The following is a 23,409-nucleotide window of genomic DNA, read 5'->3' as shown; positions in this document are numbered from 1 at the left end:
CGCGGAACCAGGAGAGAAGGAATAAGAATGAAACGGTCCGAACCACAGCAGCAGGCGATCACAAAATGACCGCGCCGACCGCAGGATTGCTGCGCGCGCCGCGCCGCAAGGGCATGATGGGGTCGCAAACCGTTTTGCCGCTGGTGGCTGCGATTGAACGGAGACTGGGGCAGGATACCGCCGCTAGACTTCTGGATGAGGCGCGGTTCACGCAGCTTCCCAAACCCGGCGAACCGGTGCGCGAGCGGCAGGTGGCGGTTCTGCACCAGTCCTTGCGACGTGAATATCCCGACTTGGCCGAGGCGATTCAGCGCGAGGCGGCGCGTGATGCTGTCGATTGGTTGATGCAGAACCGGATTCCGGCACGGGCGCGGTTGCTGTTGTCGGGCATGCCATGGGGTATGGCCGTTTGGATGCTGGGCCGCAACGCAGCGCAGAATTCATGGACTTTCAGCGGATCGGGCAAGTTCAGCCTGCTCAGCACCAGCGAGTTCCAGATGATCGACAACCCCTTGATACGGGGCGAGCGCAGCAATGGTCCGGTCTGCGCCTGGCATGAGGAATTATTGCAACACACTTTCCGCCGCATGGCGCATAGCCGATTAAGCTGTGTCGAGACAAGCTGCATGGCCACCGGCGCCGATGCCTGCCGGTTCCGCCTGAGCATGGATCCGGTGCTAAACACAGCTTGATCTGTGTCAATTTAAGTTGACACTTAATATGTCAGATTTCCTGAAAGTAACAGGGAGTCGGCCATGCGTATTCTTTTCGTTCACCCCAATTACCGCTCGGGCGGGGCCGAGATTGCAGGAACATGGCCACCCGCTTGGGTCGCCTATCTGTCGGGAAGCCTGCGCAAGGCGGGTTTTGACGATATCCATTTCATCGACGCGATGACCGACAATATCGGCGATGCCGATTTGGCCACGCGGATGGCCGCGATCCAGCCCGATGTTGTGGGCGTTACGGCGATCACCCCGTCGATCTACCGCGCCGAAGACGTGCTGAAGTTGGCGCAGGAACACTGTCCGAACGCGGTGCGGATGCTGGGCGGTGTGCATGCGACTTTCATGTATAAACAGGTCATCTCAGAGGCGCCTTGGGTCGATGTGATCGTGCGGGGCGAGGGCGAGGAGATCCTGACCGAGTTGATGCTGACGATCGAGGATGGTCGATGGCCTGCCGACCGTCATAAGGTCAAGGGTATCGCCTTTGCCGAGGGCGACCACATCGTGGCAACACCAGCCGCCAGCACTGTCAGGGATCTGGACGGGATCAGCCCCGACTGGTCCATTCTGGAATGGGAGAAATACAAGTATATCCCCCTGAACACCCGTGTCGCCATCCCCAATATGGCGCGCGGCTGTCCCTTTACCTGTTCCTTCTGCTCGCAGTGGAAATTCTGGCGCGACTACCGTGTGCGCGACCCCAAAAAGGTCGTGGACGAGATCGAAGATCTGGTAAACAACCACGAGGTGGGCTTTTTCATCCTCGCGGATGAAGAACCCACGATCAACCGCAAGAAGTTCATCGAATTCTGTCAGGAACTGATCGACCGTGGCCTGCCCGACCGCGTGAAATGGGGCATCAACACCCGCGTTACCGATATCTACCGTGACCGCGAATTACTGGGTTTTTATCGCAAGGCCGGACTGGTCCATGTCAGCCTTGGCACCGAGGCCGCAGCCCAAATGAAGCTGGATATCTTCAACAAGGAGACCAAGGTCGAGGAAAACAAGACCGCGATCCGCTTGCTGCGCGAGGCCGATATCCTGGTCGAGGCGCAATTCATCGTGGGCCTTGATAATGAAACCCCCGAGACCTTGAACGAGACCTATAAAATGGCATGGGACTGGCAGCCCGATCTGGCCAACTGGGCCATGTATACCCCATGGCCCTTCACGCCGCTGTTTCAGGAGTTGAAGGATCAGGTCGAGGTGTTCGACTTCAGCCGCTACAACTTCGTCACCCCCATCATGAAACCCGCCGCCATGACGCGGGGCGAACTGTTGGACGGGGTGATGAATAACTACCGCCGCTTCTATCTGAAAAAAGCTCTGTTTCATTACCCGTGGCGCGGCACGGGCTTCCGGCGGCGCTATCTTCTGGGCTGCCTCAAGGCGTTCATGAAAGCAGGCTTTGCGCGCACTTTCTATGATCTTGGCAAGGTCGGCTATACGGGGCCGCAATCCAAGAACAACCTTGATTTCCATTTTGACGAGACCCGCACCATTGCCGAGGCGCAGATGGAGGATTGGGACGCCAGCGCCGACAAAGCCGCCCGCGCGGCAGAACGGCGCGCGGCTTTGCGCGCGCAAGGCAAGGAACGGGCAGCCGAACGCGCCAAGGGTTTCAAAATGCCCAACGGGGCCAAGGTGAAGGCCTGTGGCGGCGGCTCGCAACAGATGGAAGATGTCTGAGCAGGAGAAGGCCAACCATGGCGCTGGCCTGATCGGGCCGAACGCTGTGCTGCAACTGGTCCCGCTTCTGGACAGAACGGGCGGGGCCGTGTGGCGCGACATGCTCATGACCCGCGCAGGGCTTGAGGTGTTGCCTGACGGATCAGACATGATTCCGGAACGCCCCGTCGCACGACTGCATCAGGCTTTGCGCCATGACCGGCCAGATCTGGCCGCGCAACTTGGCGGGCAGGCGGGCGTTGCCACGGGCGACTATATCCTTGCCCACCGCATTCCGGCTGCGGCGCAAAGGCTGCTGAAAATACTGCCCTGGCAGCTGTCCGCGCGCCTGTTGTCGACGGCCATCGCCCGCAATGCTTGGACCTTTGCCGGATCGGGACAGTTTCTGGTCGTGTCACCGCTGATTTTCGAGTTGCGCGCCAACCCGCTTGTGCAAGGCGAAGTCGCCGATCATCCACTTTGCGACTGGCATCGGGGCGTCTTCACACGGCTCTTTCAGACCCTCGTTCATCCGCATCTCACCTGCCACGAGCCGCGCTGTTGCGCTACTGGCCACGCGGCCTGCCGCTTCGAGATCCGCCACGATATCGCATGAAAAGCCGCAAATCGGGCTGATCCCTTGACTTCCACGCGCAGGCGCGGTGTATCGGGCCAACTCATTTGCCCCGAAGGGACCGCCCCATGCATGCCTATCGCAGCCATACCTGCGCCGATCTGAACATCTCTCATGTTGGGGCCGCCGTGCGCCTGTCCGGCTGGGTCCACCGTGTGCGCGATCATGGGGGCTTGCTGTTCATTGATCTGCGCGACCATTACGGCATCACACAGGTCCTCTGCGATCCCGACAGTCCCGTTTTCGCGCAGGTCGAGAAAGTCCGATCCGAATGGTGCATCCGCATCGACGGCGAGGTGAAGGCGCGCGATGCGGCACTCGTAAACCCCAAGATTCCGACCGGCGAGATCGAGGTGTTTATCCGCGATATCGAAGTGCTGGGGGCCGCCAAGGAATTGCCGCTGATGGTGTTCGGCGATCAGGAATATCCCGAGGAAACACGTCTGCGCTACCGCTTCCTTGATCTGCGCCGCGACGCGATGCAGCGCAACATGGTGCTTCGCTCGGACGTGGTCGCCTCGATGCGTAAGCGTATGTGGGACAAGGGCTTCCGCGAGTATCAGACCCCGATCATCACAGCGTCCTCGCCCGAGGGCGCGCGCGACTTCCTGGTGCCGTCGCGCCTGCATCCAGGCAAGTTCTACGCCTTGCCGCAGGCGCCGCAGCAGTTCAAGCAGTTGCTGATGGTGTCGGGCTTTGACAAGTATTTCCAGATCGCACCCTGTTTTCGCGATGAAGACCCGCGCGCTGACCGTAGCCCTACAGATTTCTACCAGTTGGACATGGAAATGTCCTTCGTCACCCAGCAGGACGTATTCGACACGATCTCGCCCGTGATTGCAGGTGTGTTTGAAGAGTTCGGCGGCGGACGCAAGGTCGATGCAGCCGCCGACTGGCCGCAGATTTCCTATAAGGAGTCCGCGCTGTGGTATGGCACCGACAAGCCGGACCTGCGCAACCCGATCAAGATGCAGGTCGTGTCCGAGCATTTCGCAGACTCGGGTTTTGCCATCTTCGCCAAACTGTTGGAGCAGGAGGGCACCCAGATCCGCGCCATCCCTGCGCCAAAAGGCGGCAGCCGCAAATTCTGCGACCGGATGAATGCTTTCGCCCAGAAGGAAGGATTGCCCGGAATGGGTTATATCTTCTGGCGGCAGGCCGAGGACGGATCAGGCATGGAGGCCGCAGGCCCCCTTGCCAAGAATATCGGGCCCGAGCGGACCGAGGCGATCCGCCAGCAGCTTGGTCTTGGCATCGGCGATGCGGCCTTCTTCCTCGGCGGCAAGCCCAAGCAGTTCGAAGGTGTGGCGGGCAAAGCGCGCACCGTGATCGGTGAAGAGCTTGGTCTGACCGACAAGGAGCGTTTCGCCTTTGCGTGGATCGTGGACTTCCCGATCTACGAACAGGACGCGGAAACCGGCAAGATCGACTTCGAGCATAACCCCTTCTCCATGCCGCAGGGTGGAATGGACGCGCTGATGGGTGATCCGCTGGCCGTGCGCGGTTTCCAGTATGATCTGGCTTGCAACGGCTACGAACTGGTTAGTGGTGCGATCCGGAACCACAAGCCCGAGATCATGTTCAAGGCGTTCGAGATCGCAGGCTATGGCAAGGACGAGGTCGAGAAACGCTTTGGCGGGATGGTCAACGCCTTCCAATATGGTGCGCCGCCGCATGGAGGTTGCGCCGCTGGGATCGACCGGATCGTGATGTTGCTGGCGGACGAGGCAAATATCCGCGAGGTGATCCTATTCCCGATGAATCAGCGCGCCGAAGACCTGATGATGGGCGCGCCGAGCGAGCCTTTGAGCCAGCAATTGATGGAGCTCAACCTGCGCGTTATCCCGCAGGAGTGATTTCACCCTTTGCGGTCGCATTTCGCAGCTGGAAAGTTGAGAAAATGATAGAGTGGGGCATATTTGTGTGCCCCGCTCTTTCTATATGAACAGGATGGTGCAATCCGTCAGATCAGTTTGTCGCGCTGTTTTCGGCGCGTTTCGGCAAGGCGGGTCAGGCAGTTTCCGCCCGCCCGTCACCCTGCCAGAAATTATATTATATCCGGTCTGACACATAGGTGGATGTTTCATCGGCCAGCGCCATTGTGCCTGTCTTGACCGCAAAAAATGCGGCGACAGCCAGCGAGATGACAGCCGCCACAAGAACAACCCAGTCTACTGTCACGGCACCGCATTCAGCGCGTATGAAGCGTTTGGCAAAAACGACCATCGACAAATTCCTTCCGCAGTCCCAGCGCCACCAATGAACGCTGGAACCTGCGTGCACTGCAAATACGGCGCTTTTGGGTGGAAACTATGTGCAGAAAACGCTTTGCAACTGTGTTTTTCATCTTTGTACGAAAACATCCTAAAGCGCGGATCAGATTGCCACGCGGTTGGCCAATCTGTCCTGTAACAGCCCTGACAGATGCGCGAGATCCGAGCGCAGAGGCTGGCCCGCGGCGCGTGCGCGCCGCAGCGAGTGATTGGCCGCCAGCAATGGCCGGTCGCCTGCAAGGTCAGCCACGCCTTCGAGAAACTGGGTGACATAGTCCAGAACGGTATCATCCGCACCCGATCCGATCAGATCGGCGACATGGGCCACATCGTCACGAAAGGCCACCGAATCAGGGCTTATAACCTCATCCGAAAGCAGGCGCGGCCCGGGAGGCTGCCGTTCGGGGGGCAGATGTTGCAGGATTTCCTTCTGGAACAGAGCGAGGGATTGCAGTGGTTTGTCAAGAAATCCGTTGGCACCCGCATTCATGCAGATGTCGCGGGCTTGATCATCGGCGCTGATGCCAAGGATCAGGTCGATACGGGGGGCTGTCTGATCTGCCTCGGCGATAAGATCGGCGCCGGAACCGTCTGGAAGACCCAGATCGACGATCAGCACGGAAGGGCGGTAAACTTGCAAATGCCGCCTTGCAGAGCGCAAGCAATCCGCCCGACGAATGCGCGCGCCTGATCGCATGCATAAAAGGCGCATTGCTTCGGATGCAAAACGACTGTCCTCAACCAGCAGGACAGTCAGGCCCAGCAGCGGACGCGCCGCCGAGGGAATAGGCAAACTGTGAAACGGGTCCCTGTCGTCCATTTGGTCCATCCTTCTGTATCAGGGTGATCGTGATGCCGACTCAGACCCCAGACTGGACCGCATATCCCTAAGAGGGGGTTAACACGGATGTGCAAACGTCGCGTCGCTGCACCTGCCCCTGCGCGCCCATGCCGCCCCCGACCATCTTGCCTAAAATCTCCATGCAGCCCATAACCAGCCAAACAGGAATTAAACCACAGGAGTTGCCCATGATCGGCCGTCTTAACCATGTCGCCATTGCCGTGCCCGATCTCGAGGCCGCCGCAGCACAGTATCGCGATGCGCTCGGCGCAAAAGTAGGCGCGCCACAGGACGAGCCGGATCACGGTGTGACGGTCGTCTTTATTGAGTTGCCGAACACCAAGATCGAATTGCTATACCCCTTGGGCGAGAACAGCCCGATACAGGGATTTCTGGACAAGAACCCATCGGGCGGGATGCATCATGTCTGTTATGAAGTGGACGATATCATTGCAGCGCGCGACCACCTGAAGAAAACAGGCGCGCGTGTGCTTGGTTCGGGCGAGCCCAAGATCGGCGCGCATGGCAAGCCGGTTCTGTTCCTGCATCCCAAGGATTTCAACGGCTGTCTGGTCGAGTTGGAGCAGGTTTGATGGGCATCACATCCGCCCTCGTTCTCTATGCTGTGCTGTGGTTTCTGACCTTTCTAGTGGTGATCCCGATCCGGCTGAAAACCCAAGGCGATGTGGGCCAGATCGTGCCGGGCACCCATGCCGGTGCGCCGCATGAACCGAATCTGCGTAAAAAGGCACTGATCACAACGGCTGTGTCAGCCGCACTTTGGGTGATCATAGCCTATGTTTTGGTGTCGGGCATGCTGACGGTGCGCGACATCGACTGGTTCAACCGGATGGAACCGCGCGGCTGAAGGCTTTGGCCGTTAAACAGGATGCCCTGCGTTTTGGCGCAGGCCGTGGTAGATATGCGTAAAGGTCGCGGCGCCAAGCACGGGGATCGCCAGATTGACCAAAGGTACCGATAGTGGCATCGCCATCAAAACACCCGCCAGCCAAATCGTCCCGTTATGGCGCTTTCGCATCTCGATGGCCCGCACACGGCCCAAATGTCGGATTGCGACCAGCGTGAAATACTCGCGCCCCAACAGATAGCCGTTCAGGCCCCAGAAAATGAACAGGGCCACCGGCGAGAAAATCACATAGAGCACCAGTGCCACGATGTTGGCGGCGATCATCACCCCAAGAAAACCGGCGGAATCAAGAAGGCTGTCCACAAACGAGACAGGTGTGGCGACGCCGGCCTGCGGATAATGCCGCGCCTCGACAGCATCGGCCACGCGATCCAGAAACAGCGAGGACATGGCCGAGGCGACAGGCACCATCAGCACCACCGAAAACAAGATCATCGCGACCGGCCCCGACCATGCGGCCAGTGTCGCAAACCATGTGACCTCGCCGACTAGGGGCAAGGTGACGCCGTCCCCCGCCCACCAGAGCAAAAGCGCCTGTACCGCCGCCGAAGCGAGCGCCAGCAGAACAAGGCTCAGGACGATCCCCAGCCAGAACACCCGCGAAAGGCGGCGGTCGCCGATCTGACCGACTGCCTTGACAAAAGATCCCAGAGTCAGAGCAAATGCCATGTCAGGATCTGCACCATGTCACGATCTGTGACAGATCGGGGCGCGGGCGGTCCGGCGGCGCGCTGGTCTCGGTGCCGATATGGATGAAGCCTGCAACGCGTTCATACGCGGCAAGCCCCAAGGCATCGGCCATGAAGCTGCGGTCATGGCTGGGCCAACCGGACAGCCAATTCGCCCCCCAACCACTGGCCAGCGCCGCATTTAGCAGTGCTAGGCAAACGCCACCGACCGCATATGTCTGTTCTAGCGCCGGAATTTTCTCAGAGGGTTTTTGCACCTCGATCACAGCCACTGCCAGATGGCCGGTCTCGAACTGTTGCGCGCCCTTGTCCGCCTGCTCCGCGTCCAGGCCGCGCGTCTTGGCGCAGGCGCGGGCCTCATCGCCCAGACGCCGCAGGGCGATGCCCTCAAACACGATAAAGCGCCAAGGCTCCAGTTTGCCGTGGTCGGGGCTGCGCGCGGCAGCCGTCAGGATCGGCGTCAACTGTTCGGGCGTGGGGACCGGCAGACCGAGGGTTTTGGCCGGACGCGAACGACGTGTCAGCAGGAAATCAAGTGCGGCGGGGTTGGGATCGGGCATAAGGTGTCCTTTGGCCTTTGGTCCATAGTTCGCTGGGTCCACAGGGCGGACTGGCTGGCATGATCTATGTCGTCGTTTCGTGCGTCCGGTTCAAGGCGTGGCAGGAAGTGGCAGTAGGATATCGGCCATCTCGCCGATCAATGTGCTGACAAACCCATCCATCCGCGCCGAGGGTTGGCGGGCAGCGACGATCGCTGCCATCGGATCAGGCGCGTCGATGTCGCTTCGGGCCAATTCCTGCAACACGGCATGACCGCAAAACGGCACATAGGCTTCGGAATACCCGCCCTCATGTACCATCACCAGACGCCCCCCGCACAGACGGTCGGCGGCATCCATCACTTGCCGCGTCATTTCGCGGAACGTATCCACCGTGGCCAGCATCCGCGCCAGCGGGTCGAAACAGCCGGCGTCATAGCCGCAGGCGATGATGATCATGTCAGGCTGGTACTGATCGAGCGCGGGCAGCACGATCCGCTCCATCGCCTCGAGATAGCTTGCATGCCCTGCGCCCGGCGGCAGGGGTATATTCATGTTGAAGCCAAGGCCCGCATCCCGTCCGCGATCCTCGATAAAGCCTGTATCGGTGGGATAATTCCGTTCCTGATGCAGGCTGATGGTCAGCACATCGGCGCGACCATAGAATACCGCTTCGGTTCCGTTACCGTGATGCACGTCCCAGTCGATCACAGCAATCCGGCCGCCATGTCCTGCCGCCCGCGCCGCGCCGATGGCAATGCCTATATTGTTCAGAAGGCAAAACCCGTTGGGCCAGTCGGGCAGACAGTGATGCCCCGGCGGACGCGACAGCGCATAGGCATTGTCGCTGCGCCCTTCCCACACGGCCAGAACAGCGGCCTTGGCCAGCCCTGCCGACAGTGCCGCGATCTCGAACCCGCCTTTCAGAAATGGCGTCCGCAGCCCCAACTCTCCTCCGCCCAGATCGGACAGATCCTTGAAACGGTGCAGGAATTCCTCGGGGTGTACGCGCGCAAGATCTTCCCAATTGGCATGATCCGCGCGGCGCTGGTCCAATGCGTCTGACAGGCCGGTCACATCCATCAGGTTCTTGAGGCGCCGTTTGGTCTCGGGGTTTTCGGGCAAGCCCCCTGCCGCCAGCGGTTGCACCAATCCGCCCAGTGGCAGGGTCAGAGCGTAATTCCCGCCCGCATGCCAGAAACACCGCTCATCCCAGTAAAACGCAGTTGTCATTCTTGCTCCGTTTGCTTCTTCTTGCTGCCAGAAGAGAACCGAAAGGCGCAGGATGGACAAGGGTGCATTGGTACATCTGGCCCTTGAAGGGGCAGAAATCGCGGTGCGTGTGACGCCGGGGGCGGCGCGCGACCGGATCGCGGCAGAGGCCGGTTGCATCCGCATCCATGTCACGGCACCGCCCGAAGACGGGCGCGCCACACGGGCGGCGCAGGTGCTGCTGGCCCGTGCTTTGGGGGTTGCAAAAAGCCGTCTTGTCCTGCTGCGCGGGGCCGCATCCCGCGACAAGCTGTTTCGTCTGGACTGAGTGTCGCAAGACCTTTTCGGCCCTAGTCGGCGGCGCGCAGGTGATAGACGCCTTCCGGCAGGTTCAGCGCGGCCGCCAAATCGCGGATCTGCGTCATGGACAGGTTGATCTTCTGCACCTGCTCAAGTCGCGGATCGAATTGTTCAATCGTCACGCAGTCTTCAAAGGCATTGACGATCACGTCTTCCTGCAAATGCTGCTCGCCCTCGTCGACAAGGGTGATCACGGTGGCGTCAAATTCGTGCTCTATGGTAAACATGGTCCCAGCTTACGGCGGGAAACAGCCAATGCAAGCCCGACAATGGGCGTGATTGCAGACAAGCCGTGCCATGGCGCAGTCAACTGCGCGTGAGCAGGTCTGGCGCCGCGCGCAACTGCTGCTAAAGATGATGCTACCGTTTTCGAAAGGGAAATTGCATGCGCTGGTTTGTTCTGACCGCTACGTTGGTGCTGGCAGGCTGTGTCAGCCCGATGGATTTGCCCGACGCGCCGCGTCCGGCCGCGCCATCGCAAGCCGGTGCGCCGGTAACCGGGGCCGTGACGCCCCGCAGCTTCGCGCAGGTGGCCGACAGGGTGCGCCCCGTGGCCGAGCAGGAATGCCGCCGCGTCAGGAGCGGGAATTGCGATTTCCAGATCGTGGTCGATGACAGGCCGGGACAGGCGCCGAATGCGTTCCAGACGCTGGATAATGCAGGTCGCCCGGTCATCGGCTTTACCGTGGCGCTGTTGCGCGACATGCAAAATAACGACGAGCTTGCCTTTGTCATGGCCCACGAAGCCGCACATCACATCGAAGGCCATATTCCGCGCCAGCAACAAAATGCCGCTGCCGGTGCTGTGGTTTTCGCTGGTCTGGCGTCATTGACGGGTGCAGATGTCAATGCGATCCGTTCGGCGCAGCAGCTTGGCGCGACCGTCGGGGCGCGTAGCTACTCCAAGGAATTCGAACTCGAGGCCGATGCCCTTGGGACGGTCCTTGCGGCAAGAGCGGGGTTCAACCCCGTGCGCGGTGCCGAATTCTTCAATCGCATCCCCGATCCGGGCGACCGTTTCCTCGGCAGTCATCCGCCCAATGCCGCACGCGTTGCAACAGTGCAGCGCGTCGCCTCTGGCCTCTGACCGTCGCCTTACCTGCTTAGTTTGCTGCGCTTGATTCAGGTCAAGGCAGTCAATCGCGGCTTCATGCTTGAGTAATCCTATCCTGCGGGTCGCAGGATCTGGATAATCCGAGGAGAAGCCGATGCCGACAAACAAGACATTTCGCCGCCACGCGGAACTGGTTGACCGGATGGCGGGTGCGCTGGGGCTGGATCTTGAAGAGGTCGTCATGCGCGGCCAGCTCAGCCCTGACGAACTGCCCGAAATGGTCATGCGCTGCACAGGATGCGGCAATCCCGACGGGTGCGAGTCCTGGCTGGCGACGGGTGCCTCAAGTAACGAAGCCCCCTCTGAGGCCACGCCCTATTACTGTCGGAATGCCGGGGTTTTCGATGATCTCAAGCGGATCTGACGAGGCCCGTCGTCAAAGGGCGCAAGAACATTCTGTGCTTCCACTCGGCGATCCTGACCGCCATTTCTGGCTTTTCCGCTCTGTTGCGCGGGTGATCGGTCTTGATCTGGCAAGGGCCGTGTCACAAGGCATGTTGGAGCGTGAAAATTACAGCGCCATCGTCAACCGCTGCCGGACTTGCCCGATGGTGGCCGCCTGTGAAACCTGGCTGGCCACATCCAGCGGGTCGGCCGCGACCCCGCCGCAGGGCTGTCTTGTCGCCGCAGATATCGCACAACTGAAAACAATGACAAAAAGCAAGGGAGCCTATTGATGGGACTGTTTGACAAGATCGACCGCAGCGCGCAGGTGATGGGGCGCATGGCCGAAACACTGAGCGTGGATTTCGCAGAAGCTATCGCGCATCATCCCGAGACTGTGCGCGAGTATCGCCAAGCGGTGATGCGATGCGCCGCCTGCACGCATGAGGACGCATGCACCGGCTGGATGGACGCGCATCCCCAAGCAGCGCAGACACCCGGTTATTGCCGGAACAAAGATATTCTTGAGCAGCTAGCCTAGTCGCGGATATCGCGGGTTTCGCCTGATTTCAGATTTGCCCCTTCCGGCGCAGCCTGCGCAGATGCGTCCGGTAGAGAAGGGGGGCCAGCACATAGTTATAAGTCAGGGTCGCGGCCTGCCGTAAAACCGGCAGGGCGACGAACCGCGCCAGCCAGCGATAGCGGGGCATTTGCTGCCACAGGGTGATGAAAGCAGGCATGCCTGACAGAACCCGCCCCTCATGCACGACATGCAACCGCCGTGCGGCCTGATCGGCAGTAACACCCCACATTCCCAGATCGACCATGTTCAGATCGCAAAAGCCGATCGCCAACCCCTCACGTCCTGCGTAATCCGCATAATGCGTGATTTCCGCGCGGCACACGGGGCAGTCGTGATTGTAAAGAACGCGGGTCGCTGTTTCAGACATGAATCACAGATAGATGCGGGTCCCGATCCGGCAACCCCGACCGGCCCATCGGGAACCACAGTTTCCGCAACAGCGTTGGCATCCGTATGAAAGCGGCTTGCGCCTTGCGAATGCGTTTCGCGCCTTGGGCGCGGCTGTCCGGCCTGACACCTGCCGCAGCAAGCCATGGAACGAAAGGGGAAAGCCATGAGTGTATGGCAGGAAATCTGGAGCACGATTGCAGGGCAGTTCTCGGATATTCCGGACGTCAAAACGCTTACGTTAACCACGATGCGTCTTTTTTTGGCGGCACTACTTGGCGGTATTCTCGGCTTCGAGCGCGAGAGCAAAGCCCGCAGTGCTGGCGTGCGGACCCATATGCTGGTGGCCGTGGGGGCTGCGCTCTTTGTGACCGGATCGGTGCAAAGCGGTATGGAAATCGCGGATCTGTCCCGCGTTCTGCAGGGGATCGTTCAGGGCATCGGCTTTCTGGGGGCCGGTGCCATAATCGTGCGCAACAACACGCAGGTTCAGGTCGAAGGCTTGACCACTGCCGCCGGTATCTGGGGTGTGGCAGGCATCGGTGTTCTGGTGGGGCTCGGGCTTGAGGCGACAGCGATCCTGTCGACCGCGATTATGCTTGTGATCCTTGCCCTTGTTCCGCTCATTGTCACAACAGCGGCGAAGAATGGAAATGATGGGTCCAATCCACCGGACGCATGAACCCGCGCTAAAGCCATCAAGCGTCAGACCAGCCGTCCCCAAAGATCGTATTCCCCGGCCTCGTCCACCTCGACCTTGATAACATCGCCGACATTCAGCGCAGTTGTGTTTTCGTCAATGAACAGGTTGCCGTCGATTTCCGGCGCATCGGCCCATGTGCGGCAGGTGGCGATCCCGTCCACGTCGATATCATCCACGATGGCCTCCAGAACGCGGCCCACCTTGGCGTCCAGCTTTGCCTCGGAAATGGCTTGTGCCTTTTCCATGAAACGCTCCCAACGCTCTTGCTTGACCTCTGGCGCGACATGATCCGGCAGCGCGTTTGACCGTGCTCCGGCGACGTTTTCATACTGAAAACAGCCTACGCGGTCCAGTTGCGCCTCGTCCAGCCAGTCCAGAAGTGTCTGGAATTCGGCCTCGGTCTCGCCGGGATAGCCGACGATGAAGGTCGAGCGCAGGGTGATATCGGGGCAGGTCGCGCGCCATGCGGCGATCTCGTCCAGCGTCTTTGCCGCAGCAGCGGGTCGCGCCATGCGGCGCAGCACATCCGCGTGCGCGTGCTGGAAGGGAATATCCAGATAGGGCAGCACCCCTGACGCCGGATCAGCCATCAAGGGGATCAGGTCGCGCACATGCGGGTAGGGATACACGTAATGCAGCCGCACCCATGCACCAAGCGACCCCAGATCGCGGGCCAGATTGGTGATATGGGCGCGGTGTCCATTTGTCTCGGCATGTTTGATGTCGACGCCGTAGGCCGATGTATCCTGCGAGATCACCAGCAGTTCCCGGACACCGTTCTGCACCAGCTTTTCGGCCTCGCGCAGCACGGCATGGGCGGGCCGACTGGCAAGGCGACCGCGCATGTCGGGAATGATGCAGAATTTGCACTTGTGATTGCAGCCCTCGGAAATCTTCAGATAGCTGTAATGGCGCGGCGTCAGCGATACGGCGGATGCGGGCAAAAGGTCGATGAACGGATCAGGCGAGGGCGGCACCGCCTTGTGCACCGCGTCCAGCACCGCCTCGTATTGATGCGGGCCGGTGACAGCCAGCACCTTTGGATGCGCACCGGTGATATATTCAGGCTCGGCCCCCAGACAGCCGGTCACGATCACGCGGCCATTCTCGGCCAGCGCCTCGCCGATGGCATCCAGGCTTTCGGCCTTGGCGCTGTCCAGAAAGCCGCAAGTGTTCACGATCACCGCATCCGCACCGGAATAATCAGAGCTGATGGCGTAACCTTCGGCGCGCAGCCTTGTCAGGATGCGTTCGCTATCCACAAGTGCCTTGGGGCAACCAAGACTGACCATACCGATTGTAGGCTGGCCGGGGCGTGGCGCATCGACGATCCTTGCGCGCGGCGCAAGGTCGGGACGCATGCTGGGCGGATTTGCATAAGGCGGGTTCTGGGTCATTTGCGCGCCTATAGTCGGTTTTGTGCTGCTGTGGAAGTGTGCCGGAAGAGTATCATCTAACCGGGTCTGACAAGTTCGGCCATAAGCGGCATGTGATCGCTACAGGCAAGCCATTCCGCGGGCGCACCGATCCGCAAAGCGCCTATCTGCCACGCCTTGCCCGTCAGGATATAGTCGAGGTGATAGGGCTTTGCCAAATTGCGCTGCAAGAAGAAACTCGGATGCAACTCGTCGCCATGGGCGACGTTGTAGTGCCTGTGATAGGCGCTTTGCAGCCCCAAGGCGGCAAGGCGCTGCATGGTGGGTGTATGGCCCCAGCTTTTGCGCGGCCCGTCCCAGACCGCGCTGCTGTTGAAATCACCGGCAAAAATGCAGGCCGGATCGTTCAGCCATTGCGCGCGACTGTCCAGCGCTTGGGATATCTGGCCAATGTAATTGCGCCCTTTACGTGTGGCGCGATGTGCCCAGACCGCGCAGACCGGAACGCCCGCAACAGCGCGTGGCAAAAAGAACCGCGCCTCATGCGTCCACCGCAAAGGTTCTATCGCAAGGTTCCGCCGTGGGAAAATGCCAAGGCCCTTGCTGGCGGTAGTGCCGATCCATGCATAATTCTCACCGGCCCACGTCCGGTAGGCAGCGTCCTGACTTTGGGCAGGATCTTCGCATTCCTGAATGATCAGAATGTCTGCATCCAGGCTGTCGATTTGGCCAAGCTTGTGCCGCAACGCCCCGTTGCAGTTCCAAGTGCAGATGGTCAGCTTGGACGGTGGCGTGATGGTCATATGGTCAGGCTGTGATGTCTGTTACGGTTGCAAAATCCTGTTACCAGAAAGATGCCTGCCCCGCATCCGCCTGTAGATATCTGTCTGGGTGAAGCGGTCGTTCGGTAGTGGCTGGGCAACACGCGCCGACGTCTGGGCGTGACATGCCGCGAATCTGCGGCTAAAGTCCGTAGACGACAGGAGGGTGCCTGCATGTATCGCGGAATCTGGTTCATCTGATCACATCCGCCCTGACAGGGCGTTTTGCGTGCTCCGGCGCGCCTTGATCGCATTTCCATATTCCAGAAAGCCGCGCCCATGTTCCGTTTTTTCGAAAACCTCGTCGATCCCTATGTCTCCTATGCTCAAAAGGACCACCCGCCGCAGACGTTGCTGGCCTTCATGCTGGACTATGCCCAGCCTTTCAAACGTGTTTTTTGGGTCACGGGTATCCTGTCCGTGCTTGTCGCGGCGGTCGAGATCGCGCTGATCTGGGTCATGGGCTGGATCGTGGACGCGCTGCAGGGCGATCCCGCGCAGTTCTGGGAAGATCACGGTCTGGCGATGATCCTCCTGGTGGTCTTCATCCTGATCCTGCGCCCCGCCATCCAGGGCCTGGACGTGCTGCTGCTGAACAATACGATCCTGCCCAATTTTGGCACCCTGATCCGCTGGCGGTCGCATGCCCATGTCCTGCGGCAATCCGTGGGCTGGTTCGAGAACGATTTTGCAGGCCGTATAGCAAACCGCATCATGCAGACCCCGCCTGCTGCAGGCGAGGCGGTGTTTCAGGTTTTTGACGCCATCACCTTTTCGCTGGCCTATGTCGTGGGCGCTGTCGTTATTCTGGGGCAGGCCGATGCGCGGCTGATGCTGCCGCTGGTCGTCTGGCTTGTCGCTTATGCGGCTCTGATGCGTTGGGCGATCAAACGCGTGCAGCCCGCATCCGAGGCGGCATCGGACGCGCGCAGTGCCGTGACAGGCCGAGTCGTGGACAGCTACACCAATATCCATGCGGTCAAGATGTTCGACCAACATGGCCGCGAGCTTGATTTCGCCCGCGAGGCGATCGAGGACGCGCGCCTGACCTTTCAGGCCGAGATGCGGCTTTACACCAAGATGGACTTCGGTCTGGTGTTCTTGAACGGTCTGCTGATCGTCGGTGTTGTGGGGTGGGCGATCTGGCTCTGGATGCAGGGGCACGCAAGTGTCGGGGCAGTTGCGGCGGCGACAGCGCTGACATTGCGCCTGAACGCGATGACCGGTTGGATCATGTGGGCGTTGACCACGTTCTTCCGCCAGTTGGGCGTTGTCGCTGAAGGTATGCAAACCATCGCGCAGCCGATCACGCTGCCGGACGCGGCGGATGCGACACCTCTTGTCGTCAAACAGGGCGAGATCGTTCTGGACAGTGTCAGCCACAGCTATGGGCGCATCAGCGGCGGACTGGAACAGGTGAAATTGACCATCGCACCGGGCGAAAAAGTAGGCCTTGTGGGCCGCTCGGGTGCTGGCAAATCGACGATCATGAAGCTGCTCTTGCGCTTCTACGCAGCCGAGGGTGGGCGTATCCTGATCGACGGGCAGGATATTGCCCGCGTGACGCAATCCAGCTTGCGCGCGCAGATCGGTATGGTGCAGCAGGACAGCGCGCTCTTGCACCGCTCGGTCCGCGACAACCTGCTTTACGGCAGGCCAGATGCCACCGAGGAAGAGATGCGCCGCGCTGCCGCACAAGCGCAGGCGCTGGACTTCATTCCCGATCTGCAAGACGGCAAGGGGCGTCAGGGCTTTGATGCGCAGGTCGGCGAGCGCGGTGTCAAACTGTCGGGCGGACAGCGCCAGCGGATCGCACTGGCCCGCGTGATCCTCAAGAACGCGCCGATCCTGCTGCTGGACGAAGCGACAAGCGCGCTGGATAGCGAGGTCGAGGCCGCCGTGCAGGACACGCTTTACGACATGATGGCGGGCAAGACCGTGATCGCCATTGCCCACCGCCTTAGCACGATCGCGCAGATGGACCGGATTGTCGTGCTGGATCAGGGCCGTATCGTGGAAGAGGGCACGCATGCCGATCTGCTGGCCCAGGGCGGGATTTATGCGGGTCTGTGGGCGCGGCAGTCTGGCGGCTTTATCGGGGATGAAACCGCCTGAGCAGCAAGTCGGCGCGTCAGGGCTGCTTTGGCCTTGACGCCTGTAGCGATTCCGCCTAATCACCCCGAACGGAATTCGGGGCGCTGCCTGTGGCGGTGCCCTCATGTGTTGAAGGCGCCTGATGCGCCCCTGATCAAGTCGAGGATATAGCCATGTCGCGCCGCTGCGAACTGACCGGAAAAGGCCCGATGTCTGGCAACAATGTCAGCCATGCCAACAACAAGACCCGTCGCCGGTTCCTGCCGAACCTGAACGATGTGTCGCTGCAGTCCGAAACGCTGAACCGCGTTGTGAAACTGCGGATCTCTGCTGCTGCCCTGCGCTCGGTCGATCACCGTGGCGGCCTGGACGCGTTCCTTGCGAAAGCCAAGGACGACACGCTGTCTGACGCGGCCCTGAAGATCAAGAAAGAGATTGCAAAGGCACAGGCAACCGCCTGATCCTTTCTGGTCGTTCCGATCCGGTACAGCCCCGCCCTTGTGGTGGGGCTTTATCCATTTGGTGATGTCGTTATGTCGCGCCTCATCGTTTGCCACTTTTCGTGCCGTCAGAGCTTGCTTATAAGCGCGCTATGACCTGCCGGTTCCGCCCATTTTTTGCAATTGCACTTGCCCTGCTGCTGGTCCTCACGGCCCAGTCGATGGCGGCGGCGCGTGGCATGTCGGGTGTCAGCGGTTCTGTTGTCCTATGCACAGGCACGGGGCCGGTGACCATCCTGACAGATGCCGACGGGCAGCCTGTCGGTCCGGCGCATATTTGCCCGGATTGCACCCTTTCGCTGATCGTGGCGCTGGCAGGGGACGCCCCTTTGGTCCTGCACCCGATGGGGCGGGCCGAGGCTCTGAAAGCCGTGGGACGTTCGGTCCTGCTGCACCGCATCGCGCAACCCTTTTCCGCGCGCGATCCGCCTGCTGTTGTCTGACTCTTTTCACCAATAACCAGACAAAACAGCACACAGAAGGAGAGACAGCATGTCTTTCAAATCCACACTGCTTGCAGCAACGGCTGCTATTCTCATGGCCTCGACTGCTTTTGCCGAAGGTGTCAAAGTGCAGGACGCCTATGCGCGCAGCGCTTCCGAAATGGCCACAACCGGTGCCGCATTCATGGTGATCCATAACCAAGACGGTGCGCCAGACCGTTTGATCGGTGTGTCGTCAGACATCGCAGCACGGGTCGAGTTGCACACACATCGCGAAGATTCTAATGGCGTGATGCGGATGATCCATGTCGAGGAAGGCTTCGATTTGCCGGCCGATGGCGAGATCGTCATGGAACGCGGCGGGCATCACGTGATGTTCATGGGCCTGACCGAACCGCTGAAGCAGGGCGACATGATCGACCTCACTCTGGTCTTCGAGACCGCAGGCGAGGTGGCCGTGCAGGTGCCCGTCGATCTGGAACGTCAGCCCCAAGCCGGCGCACATGGTGGTCATTCCGGCCACGGAACGATGAAAAAAGACTGAACCATTGCTAAAGACAAATCAGAAAGCCGGGTCCGTAGGGGGCCGGCTTTTTGTTCACCCGCGCAGCATCTCGTCTACCCAGAGCGGCACAAGCTCTGACGCCTTGCCAAAGCGGGTCTCGGAAAAATCCGATACCACTGCGGACGGGTCCAGATTGATCTCGATCGTATGCGCGCCCCCCCTTGTGGCATCCTGCACGAAAGCCGCTGCCGGATAGACCTGCCCCGAAGTGCCGATAGCCGCGAAAACATCCGCGGCGCGCAGCAAGTCCCAGATTTCATCCATGTGATAGGGCATCTCGCCGAACCAAACGACATCGGGGCGCGCGGTGGGCCCCGCACAGGCGGGGCAGGGGTGGCCCGGCACCATTTCGGGCGGCGCTGTCCAGCGATGATCGCATTGGCTGCAAAGGGCACCCGCAAGCGTGCCATGCATATGCAAAACGCGCAGCGATCCTGCGGCCTCGTGAAGCCCGTCGACATTCTGGGTCACTATGGTCACCTCGCCTGCATTGGCGGCCTCAAGCCTTGCCAATGCGTGATGCGCGGCATTCGGCTGCGCCGCTGCCGACTGCACCCTGCGGGCATTGTAGAAGCTGTGAACAAGGGCTGGGTTGCGGGCAAAGCCTTCGGGAGTGGCGACATCCTCGATCCGGTGTTGTGACCAAAGTCCGCCCTCGTCACGAAAGGTGCCCAGCCCGCTTTCCGCCGAAATTCCTGCCCCTGTGAGGATCACGATTCTACCCATGTTGCTGTCCTTGCCGTTCATTTCTGTCCGCGTGCACAGTACCGCCGCCAATCTTGCAGGCAATCTTTGTCGGTAGGCCAGTGCGCTTTCGGCTTTTCCGAAAGCCCGTTTCAAGCCTTTGAAAATGGGCGGCCTCCGGCAAGTGCGCCCCTTGTCCGGCGCGATATTCTGCCTCTCAATGGGGGCAGAAAGGTCAGGCCCATGGCGAAACGCTATCTCAAATCGGCCCAACCCCAGACATGCGGCACACAGGCCGATACTTCGGATGCGGTGCGTATCCTGCTGGCGCAAATGGCGCAGGGCGGCGAGGACCGCGCTTGTGAACTGGCCCGGCGTCTGGATGGCTGGGACGGTCCTATCGTCGTGTCGTCCGACACGATTGAGCGCGCGATTGCCACCGTGCCACAGGCGCTGCGGGACGATATCGCCTATGCCCACGAGAACATCCGCCGCTTCGCCGAGGCGCAGCGCGCAGGTTGCGTCGATATGCAGGTCGAACTGCGTCCCGGCCTGATCGCAGGGCAGCGCCACATCCCTCTATCCGCCGCCGCTGCCTATGTGCCGGGTGGACGCTATGCCCATATCGCCAGCGCGTTGATGACAATCACTACCGCCAAGGTCGCAGGCGTAGCGCATGTGACCGCAGCCTCGCCGCCGCGCGCGGGGCAGGGCATTCCGGCGGCAATCCTCTACGCGATGCATCTGGCAGGGGCCGATCACATTCTGGCACTGGGGGGCGTGCAGGCCGTTGCTGCGATGGCGCAGGGCCTGTTCGGTGCGTGCCCTGCCGATATTATCGTGGGCCCCGGCAACCAGTATGTGGCCGAGGCCAAGCGTCAGTTGTTCGGACCGGTCGGGATCGACATGTTTGCAGGTCCGACAGATTCGATGGTTCTGGCCGATCGCAGCGCCGATGCGGATCTGGTCGCGTGGGATCTGGTGGGGCAGGCCGAGCATGGCGGAAACTCGCCCGTCTGGCTGGTCACCACCGACCCGGCGCTTGCCAGCAAGGTGATGGCGCAGGTGCCGTTATGCATCGCGCAATTGCCCGAACCGAACCGCAGCGCCGCCACCACAGCATGGGACATGCTGGCCGAAGTGATCCTGTGCGACACTGCTGCGGAAATGGCGCAGGTCGCTGATGATACAGGCCCTGAACACCTGCATGTTCAGGCAGACAATCTTGACTGGTGGCGTGATCGGTTGCGGGTCTACGGCTCGCTTTTTCTGGGCGAACACAGCACGGTGGCTTTCGGCGACAAGGCATCCGGCCCCAATCACGTGCTGCCCACATCGGGGGCCGCGCGCTACACCGGTGGCCTGTCGGTCCACAAGTTCCTGAAATGCGTCACGTGGCAGAAGGTCACGGCCGGGGCACTGACTGATCTGGCGCGGGTGACGGCCCATATCAGCCGCACCGAAGGGATGGAGGGGCATGCCCGCAGCGCCGATATCCGGCTGGACAAATTCTGCGCCATGCCCAGACTGGCCGCCAATCACAAAGGATAAGTCATGAATCTTGCGAAGTTCCCCCGCGCCCGTCTGGCCCATCTGCCCACGCCTCTGGAACCCTTGCCGCGCCTGAGCGACGCCTTGGGCGGGCCCGAGATCTGGATCAAGCGCGATGATTGCACGGGGCTTTCCACAGGGGGCAACAAGACCCGCAAGCTGGAATTCTTGATGGCCGAAGCGCAGGCGCAAGGCGCCGACATGGTAATGACCCAAGGCGCCACGCAATCCAACCATGCGCGCCAGACTGCGGCGGCTGCGGCACGGCTTGGGATGGATTGCCATATCCTGCTTGAGGACAGGACAGGCTTCAACCATCCCAATTACCGCCATAACGGCAATGTCTTGCTGGATCATCTTCACGGGGCCACGATGGAGCATCACGCCCCCGGGCCGGATATGAATGCCGAGATGGAGACCGTCGCCGAAAAGTTCCGCGCGCAGGGGCGCAATGTCTATACAATTCCGGGTGGCGGCTCGAACGCGACTGGCGCGCTGGGCTATGTAAACTGCGCCTTCGAAATGCTGGCGCAGTTCAACGACATGGGGCTGAATGTGGATCACATCGTCCATGCGACCGGATCGGCAGGCACGCAGGCGGGTTTGATTGCCGGCCTCAAGGCAATGAATGCGGGCATCCCGTTATTGGGCATCGGTGTGCGCGCCCCCAAGGCCAAGCAGGAAGAGAACGTCTATAACCTCGCGGTGAAAACAGCTGCCAAACTCGGCTGTCCCGATGTGGTGGATCGCGCGGATGTCGTCGCCAATACCGATTATGTGGGCGAAGGGTATGGCATCCCCGCGCCCTCGACCATTGAGGCGATCGGGATGTTTGCAAGGACCGAGGCGATTTTGCTGGACCCTGTTTATTCCGGCAAAGGGGCTGCGGGTCTGATTGACCTGATCCGCAAAGGGTATTTCACCAAGGGGCAGAAGATTGTCTTTTTGCATACAGGTGGCGCTATCGGACTGACCGGCTACACCCATGCCTTTGATTTCGAAAGTTGAGCCTGCGTTCATGCGGCCTGTCGGCATCCTTGGCGGGATGGGGCCTGAGGCTACGCTCCTCCTGATGCAGAAATGCATCGCGCTGGTGACAGCTTCTGGCCGCGATACGGTCGATGACGCGGATCATATCCCGTTGATCGTACACCAGAACCCACAGGTGCCCAGCCGTATCGCGCGGCTGATCGACGGGCATGGCCCCGATCCGGCCCCTGTTCTGGCACAGATGGCCCGCGATCTGGCTCATGCGGGCGCGCAGGCGCTGGCCATGCCCTGCAACACCGCGCATCACTATGCCGATGTGGTCCGCGCCGCCACCGATCTGCCGTTTCTGGATATGATCACGGCCACAGCAGACCATCTGGCCGCGACTGGCGTGAAACGTCCGGGCATGCTTGCTTCACCGGCGGTCCGACTTGTCTCTGTCTTCGATGCTGCTTTCGAGGCGCGCGGGTTGACCCCGATCTGGTTCGCAGACGAGGTGCCGGTTCTGGCGCTGATCCGCGCAGTCAAGGCGGGAAAACCCCTGACAGAGCTATGCCCGCAGATGATGGCACTGGGGCAGGCGGCACTGGATCAAGGCGCGGACCATCTTCTGGTCGCCTGCACCGAGCTTTCTCTGTTAACGGACAGCCTGCCTGCAACTGCGCTTTGGACGGACAGCCTGGATTGCCTGACAGCACAGATTGCGGCCTTTGCAGGACCGCCTGTGTCTTCTTGCTGAAAATATCCCCGGCGAAGCCGAAGCCTGTGATGACCTCGCTGCAACGATAGCCTAAGCGTTCGTCTCTAGCTGCACATCGCGGCTGCGGTCTCGCCGAAGGCTCGATATTTGCGCCAGAAAATTTCGTGGCTGTGGTTGTCGGACTGCCGGATGTCCTGCGCCCGTTGGGGATCGCGAAAAAACTTGGCCGCCATCCGCTGGTCGCTGCGCGACAGGGTGCGATCTGCCACCTGCTGGATGCAGGCACACAAACGCGGCGACCGCGCCTTGCGGTCCGAGGTCATGCAAGCCCGATCAATCGGGCCGGCCATCGCCACGCCGGTAGTCGACACAACAGCCACAGGGGCTATTGCAACGGCCAATGCGACCGCCATCAGAAACTGCTTCATCCTAAGCCTCTTGTCTGGTGCCGCCGCCCCGGCCTTTGCGGCCATGTTGCGCGCAGCGCGTCTGCTCTGGCGCAACTATGCCGCAGCTAGAGGCATTTTTCAATCGCGCAACAGGGGCTGCGGCAATTGACATCTTTTGCAGGTCCGGCTGGCTTGCGGACGTTCTGCCCGCCGGTTCGAAAGACCCCTTTATCCCACCTTGACCAAAGCC

At 60.8% G+C, this 23,409-nt stretch carries 30 protein-coding genes; 19 read left to right on the top strand and 11 right to left on the bottom strand.

Features of this window, described 5'->3' with window-relative positions:
* The first annotated feature begins 65 nt into the window (after positions 1–65).
* From bchJ (K7H22_RS14095) to aspS, 4 genes are all read left to right on the top strand, one after another.
* Positions 66–692: a bacteriochlorophyll 4-vinyl reductase gene (gene bchJ, locus K7H22_RS14095; RefSeq protein ID WP_230801508.1), complete on the top strand. Its 627-nt coding sequence runs from the start codon at positions 66–68 to the stop codon at positions 690–692.
* Positions 693–755: 63 nt separating this feature from the next.
* The gene (gene bchE, locus K7H22_RS14090) at positions 756–2,420 is read left to right on the top strand and encodes a magnesium-protoporphyrin IX monomethyl ester anaerobic oxidative cyclase (RefSeq protein ID WP_230801507.1); all 1,665 of its coding nucleotides are present in this window, start codon (positions 756–758) and stop codon (positions 2,418–2,420) included.
* Positions 2,413–3,015, top strand: coding sequence for a bacteriochlorophyll 4-vinyl reductase (gene bchJ / locus K7H22_RS14085; protein WP_230801506.1), 603 nt, complete (start codon positions 2,413–2,415; stop codon positions 3,013–3,015). Before bchE ends, bchJ (K7H22_RS14085) begins: the two co-directional genes overlap by 8 nt.
* 86 nt (positions 3,016–3,101) lie before the next feature.
* Positions 3,102–4,889, top strand: coding sequence for an aspartate--tRNA ligase (gene aspS, locus K7H22_RS14080; protein ID WP_230801505.1), 1,788 nt, complete (start codon positions 3,102–3,104; stop codon positions 4,887–4,889).
* Between the two features lie 196 nt (positions 4,890–5,085).
* Here the strand turns inward: aspS and K7H22_RS14075 are convergent, their stop codons facing one another.
* Both K7H22_RS14075 and K7H22_RS14070 read right to left on the bottom strand, forming a co-directional pair.
* The gene (locus tag K7H22_RS14075) at positions 5,086–5,259 is read right to left on the bottom strand and encodes a hypothetical protein (protein WP_230801504.1); all 174 of its coding nucleotides are present in this window, start codon (positions 5,257–5,259) and stop codon (positions 5,086–5,088) included.
* A gap of 150 nt (positions 5,260–5,409) precedes the next feature.
* Positions 5,410–6,126 carry a response regulator gene (locus tag K7H22_RS14070; protein ID WP_230801503.1) on the bottom strand — a complete coding sequence of 239 codons (717 nt, stop codon included), beginning with the start codon at positions 6,124–6,126 and terminating at the stop codon, positions 5,410–5,412.
* 209 nt (positions 6,127–6,335) lie between these two features.
* Here K7H22_RS14070 and mce point away from each other — a divergent pair, with 209 nt between their 5' ends.
* Positions 6,336–6,740: a methylmalonyl-CoA epimerase gene (gene mce, locus K7H22_RS14065; protein ID WP_230801502.1), complete on the top strand. Its 405-nt coding sequence runs from the start codon at positions 6,336–6,338 to the stop codon at positions 6,738–6,740.
* Positions 6,740–7,015, top strand: coding sequence for a DUF1467 family protein (locus K7H22_RS14060; protein WP_230801501.1), 276 nt, complete (start codon positions 6,740–6,742; stop codon positions 7,013–7,015). Before mce ends, K7H22_RS14060 begins: the two co-directional genes overlap by 1 nt.
* Positions 7,016–7,027: 12 nt before the next feature.
* Here K7H22_RS14060 and K7H22_RS14055 read toward each other — a convergent pair whose 3' ends face one another.
* The 3 genes from K7H22_RS14055 to K7H22_RS14045 form a co-directional block, all read right to left on the bottom strand.
* Positions 7,028–7,744, bottom strand: coding sequence for an EI24 domain-containing protein (locus K7H22_RS14055; RefSeq protein ID WP_230801500.1), 717 nt, complete (start codon positions 7,742–7,744; stop codon positions 7,028–7,030).
* A gap of 1 nt (position 7,745) precedes the next feature.
* Complete coding sequence (locus K7H22_RS14050) at positions 7,746–8,324, bottom strand: nitroreductase family protein (RefSeq protein ID WP_230801499.1); 579 nt, start codon at positions 8,322–8,324, stop codon at positions 7,746–7,748.
* A 90-nt stretch (positions 8,325–8,414) separates the two neighbouring features.
* Positions 8,415–9,536 carry a class II histone deacetylase gene (locus K7H22_RS14045; RefSeq protein ID WP_230801498.1) on the bottom strand — a complete coding sequence of 374 codons (1,122 nt, stop codon included), beginning with the start codon at positions 9,534–9,536 and terminating at the stop codon, positions 8,415–8,417.
* Between the two features lie 52 nt (positions 9,537–9,588).
* Here K7H22_RS14045 and K7H22_RS14040 point away from each other — a divergent pair, with 52 nt between their 5' ends.
* Positions 9,589–9,843, top strand: coding sequence for a DUF167 domain-containing protein (locus K7H22_RS14040; protein WP_230801497.1), 255 nt, complete (start codon positions 9,589–9,591; stop codon positions 9,841–9,843).
* Positions 9,844–9,865: 22 nt separating this feature from the next.
* Here K7H22_RS14040 and K7H22_RS14035 read toward each other — a convergent pair whose 3' ends face one another.
* A complete protein-coding gene (locus K7H22_RS14035) occupies positions 9,866–10,102 on the bottom strand; it encodes a hypothetical protein (protein ID WP_230801496.1) in 237 nt (78 codons plus the stop codon).
* Between the two features lie 158 nt (positions 10,103–10,260).
* On the opposite strand from K7H22_RS14035, the gene K7H22_RS14030 reads away from it, so the two are divergent.
* The 4 genes from K7H22_RS14030 to K7H22_RS14015 all read left to right on the top strand — a co-directional run bounded on the left by K7H22_RS14030 (position 10,261) and on the right by K7H22_RS14015 (position 11,914).
* Positions 10,261–10,962: a M48 family metallopeptidase gene (locus tag K7H22_RS14030; RefSeq protein WP_230801495.1), complete on the top strand. Its 702-nt coding sequence runs from the start codon at positions 10,261–10,263 to the stop codon at positions 10,960–10,962.
* A 121-nt stretch (positions 10,963–11,083) separates the two neighbouring features.
* A complete protein-coding gene (locus K7H22_RS14025) occupies positions 11,084–11,353 on the top strand; it encodes a DUF6455 family protein (protein WP_230801494.1) in 270 nt (89 codons plus the stop codon).
* Positions 11,334–11,666, top strand: a complete 333-nt coding sequence (locus K7H22_RS14020) for a DUF6455 family protein (protein WP_230801493.1) — start codon at positions 11,334–11,336, stop codon at positions 11,664–11,666. Before K7H22_RS14025 ends, K7H22_RS14020 begins: the two co-directional genes overlap by 20 nt.
* Positions 11,666–11,914: a DUF6455 family protein gene (locus K7H22_RS14015; RefSeq protein WP_230801492.1), complete on the top strand. Its 249-nt coding sequence runs from the start codon at positions 11,666–11,668 to the stop codon at positions 11,912–11,914. Before K7H22_RS14020 ends, K7H22_RS14015 begins: the two co-directional genes overlap by 1 nt.
* 28 nt (positions 11,915–11,942) lie before the next feature.
* Here the strand turns inward: K7H22_RS14015 and K7H22_RS14010 are convergent, their stop codons facing one another.
* The gene (locus tag K7H22_RS14010) at positions 11,943–12,323 is read right to left on the bottom strand and encodes a thiol-disulfide oxidoreductase DCC family protein (RefSeq protein ID WP_230801491.1); all 381 of its coding nucleotides are present in this window, start codon (positions 12,321–12,323) and stop codon (positions 11,943–11,945) included.
* Positions 12,324–12,509: 186 nt separating this feature from the next.
* Here K7H22_RS14010 and K7H22_RS14005 point away from each other — a divergent pair, with 186 nt between their 5' ends.
* A complete protein-coding gene (locus tag K7H22_RS14005) occupies positions 12,510–13,025 on the top strand; it encodes an MgtC/SapB family protein (protein WP_230801490.1) in 516 nt (171 codons plus the stop codon).
* 23 nt (positions 13,026–13,048) lie between these two features.
* On the opposite strand, the gene rimO is transcribed toward K7H22_RS14005, so the two are convergent.
* Both rimO and K7H22_RS13995 read right to left on the bottom strand, forming a co-directional pair.
* A complete protein-coding gene (rimO, locus tag K7H22_RS14000) occupies positions 13,049–14,443 on the bottom strand; it encodes a 30S ribosomal protein S12 methylthiotransferase RimO (protein WP_230801489.1) in 1,395 nt (464 codons plus the stop codon).
* Positions 14,444–14,499: 56 nt separating this feature from the next.
* Positions 14,500–15,225 carry an endonuclease/exonuclease/phosphatase family protein gene (locus K7H22_RS13995; RefSeq protein WP_230801488.1) on the bottom strand — a complete coding sequence of 242 codons (726 nt, stop codon included), beginning with the start codon at positions 15,223–15,225 and terminating at the stop codon, positions 14,500–14,502.
* A 297-nt stretch (positions 15,226–15,522) separates the two neighbouring features.
* Here K7H22_RS13995 and K7H22_RS13990 point away from each other — a divergent pair, with 297 nt between their 5' ends.
* From K7H22_RS13990 to K7H22_RS13975, 4 genes are all read left to right on the top strand, one after another.
* Positions 15,523–17,358, top strand: coding sequence for an ABC transporter ATP-binding protein (locus tag K7H22_RS13990; protein WP_230801487.1), 1,836 nt, complete (start codon positions 15,523–15,525; stop codon positions 17,356–17,358).
* 152 nt (positions 17,359–17,510) lie between these two features.
* Entirely contained in the window at positions 17,511–17,798 is a 288-nt protein-coding gene (gene rpmB / locus K7H22_RS13985) for a 50S ribosomal protein L28 (protein WP_230801486.1), read from the top strand.
* Between the two features lie 131 nt (positions 17,799–17,929).
* Positions 17,930–18,280, top strand: a complete 351-nt coding sequence (locus K7H22_RS13980; protein ID WP_230801485.1) for a hypothetical protein — start codon at positions 17,930–17,932, stop codon at positions 18,278–18,280.
* Positions 18,281–18,329: 49 nt separating this feature from the next.
* Positions 18,330–18,824, top strand: a complete 495-nt coding sequence (locus K7H22_RS13975) for a copper chaperone PCu(A)C (RefSeq protein ID WP_230801484.1) — start codon at positions 18,330–18,332, stop codon at positions 18,822–18,824.
* A gap of 54 nt (positions 18,825–18,878) precedes the next feature.
* On the opposite strand, the gene K7H22_RS13970 is transcribed toward K7H22_RS13975, so the two are convergent.
* Positions 18,879–19,571, bottom strand: coding sequence for an NAD-dependent deacylase (locus tag K7H22_RS13970; protein ID WP_230801483.1), 693 nt, complete (start codon positions 19,569–19,571; stop codon positions 18,879–18,881).
* A 201-nt stretch (positions 19,572–19,772) separates the two neighbouring features.
* Between K7H22_RS13970 and hisD the strand changes: the two genes are divergently transcribed.
* Genes hisD through K7H22_RS13955 form a run of 3 tightly spaced genes read left to right on the top strand, consistent with a single transcriptional unit; the run spans position 19,773 to position 22,809 of the window.
* Positions 19,773–21,080 (top strand): histidinol dehydrogenase, encoded by a 1,308-nt coding sequence (hisD, locus tag K7H22_RS13965; RefSeq protein WP_230801482.1) that lies wholly within the window; start codon positions 19,773–19,775, stop codon positions 21,078–21,080.
* Between the two features lie 3 nt (positions 21,081–21,083).
* Complete coding sequence (locus K7H22_RS13960) at positions 21,084–22,088, top strand: D-cysteine desulfhydrase (RefSeq protein ID WP_230801481.1); 1,005 nt, start codon at positions 21,084–21,086, stop codon at positions 22,086–22,088.
* Entirely contained in the window at positions 22,066–22,809 is a 744-nt protein-coding gene (locus K7H22_RS13955) for an aspartate/glutamate racemase family protein (protein ID WP_230801480.1), read from the top strand. Before K7H22_RS13960 ends, K7H22_RS13955 begins: the two co-directional genes overlap by 23 nt.
* 65 nt (positions 22,810–22,874) lie before the next feature.
* Here K7H22_RS13955 and K7H22_RS13950 read toward each other — a convergent pair whose 3' ends face one another.
* Positions 22,875–23,198 (bottom strand): hypothetical protein, encoded by a 324-nt coding sequence (locus tag K7H22_RS13950; protein WP_230801479.1) that lies wholly within the window; start codon positions 23,196–23,198, stop codon positions 22,875–22,877.
* Positions 23,199–23,409: the final 211 nt, after the last annotated feature.

It is taken from the genome of Seohaeicola saemankumensis, from assembly GCF_021021435.1.
In the GTDB taxonomy this organism is placed as follows: Bacteria; Pseudomonadota; Alphaproteobacteria; order Rhodobacterales; family Rhodobacteraceae; genus Seohaeicola.
This window is presented reverse-complemented; position numbering and strand designations above follow the sequence as displayed.